We start from the raw sequence: 1,499 nt of genomic DNA on the forward strand, positions 1-1,499 counted from the left end.
AATGATAAATTCAATAAATAATGCACCAAAGGAATGTTTGCAATGGATACCATAAGGCGGGCTAAAACATTAAGCGGATGAATAAAGGAAACCATAGAGACGACCGGGGCAATATAATTCGCTCATTATGCAAATTTAGCGTAACAACGCAATCAATTACTCAGAGGGAAAATATCTGGCTTCCATCCGATTGCCCCTTCGCGGCGGACGCTTAAGGAAGGTGCGAACAAGTTCCTGATATGAGATCATCATATTCATCCGGAGCGCATCCCAGAGGGACATCATGAGCCATCAACTCACCTTCGCCGATAGTGAATTCAGCACTAAGCGCCGTCAGACCCGAAAAGAGATTTTCCTCTCCCGCATGGAGCAGATTCTGCCATGGCAAAACATGGTGGAAGTCATCGAGCCGTTTTATCCCAAGGCGGGCAATGGCCGACGGCCCTATCCGCTGGAGACCATGCTGCGTATTCACTGCATGCAGCATTGGTACAACCTGAGCGACGGTGCCATGGAAGATGCCCTGTACGAAATCGCCTCCATGCGCCTGTTTGCCCGATTATCCCTGGATAGCGCCCTGCCGGATCGCACCACCATCATGAATTTCCGCCACCTGCTCGAGCAGCATCAACTGGCCCGTCAATTGTTCAAGACCATCAATCGCTGGCTGGCCGAAGCAGGCGTCATGATGACCCAAGGCACTTTGGTGGATGCCACCATCATTGAGGCACCCAGCTCTACCAAGAACAAAGAGCAGCAACGCGATCCGGAGATGCATCAGACCAAGAAAGGCAATCAGTGGCACTTTGGCATGAAGGCCCACATTGGTGTCGATGCCAAGAGTGGCCTGACCCACAGCCTAGTCACCACCGCGGCCAACGAGCATGACCTCAATCAGCTGGGTAATCTGCTTCATGGAGAGGAGCAATTTGTCTCAGCCGATGCCGGCTACCAAGGAGCGCCACAGCGCGAGGAGCTGGCCGAGGTGGATGTGGACTGGCTGATCGCCGAGCGTCCCGGCAAGGTAAAAACCTTGAAGCAGCATCCGCGCAAGAACAAAACGGCCATCAACATCGAATACATGAAAGCCAGCATCCGTGCCAGGGTGGAGCACCCGTTTCGCATCATCAAGCGGCAGTTCGGCTTCGTGAAAGCCAGATACAAAGGGCTGCTGAAAAACGATAACCAACTGGCGATGTTATTCACCCTGGCCAACCTGTTTCGGGTGGACCAAATGATACGTCAGTGGGAGAGATCTCAGTAAAAACCGGAAATAACGCCAGAAATGGTGGAAAAAATAGCCTAAATAGGCTGATTCGATGTGTTTGCGGGAAAAAAATCGGCCCAGATCCGCGAAATTTTAATCAGCGAGTCAGCTTGGGAAGAAATGACCTGCTTATTCGCACCTTCCTTAATAGTGCTGGCGCGAAATCTAAACGGTAACAATATTCTTCTGCTCCCCTTACTCCCCACAAACCGATTTTTTGCGGATAACGAGC

General features: G+C 51.2%; 1 protein-coding gene. It reads left to right on the forward strand.

Going from position 1 to position 1,499, the window contains the following annotated elements:
- Nucleotides 1–283: 283 nt before the first annotated feature.
- Nucleotides 284–1,264, forward strand: a complete 981-nt coding sequence (locus ACFPZN_RS55980) for an IS5-like element ISKpn26 family transposase (protein ID WP_000019473.1) — start codon at nt 284–286, stop codon at nt 1,262–1,264.
- Nucleotides 1,265–1,499 lie beyond the last annotated feature (235 nt).

Origin of the sequence: Actinomadura rugatobispora, assembly GCF_042656285.1 — a bacterium.
GTDB lineage: Bacteria > Actinomycetota > Actinomycetes > Streptosporangiales > Streptosporangiaceae > Spirillospora > Spirillospora rugatobispora.

What these genes read in the sequence shown, in the direction of transcription:
- ACFPZN_RS55980 (WP_000019473.1), top strand. Translation starts at nt 284, where the DNA reads ATGAGCCATCAACTCACCTTCGCCGATAGTGAATTCAGCACTAAGCGC.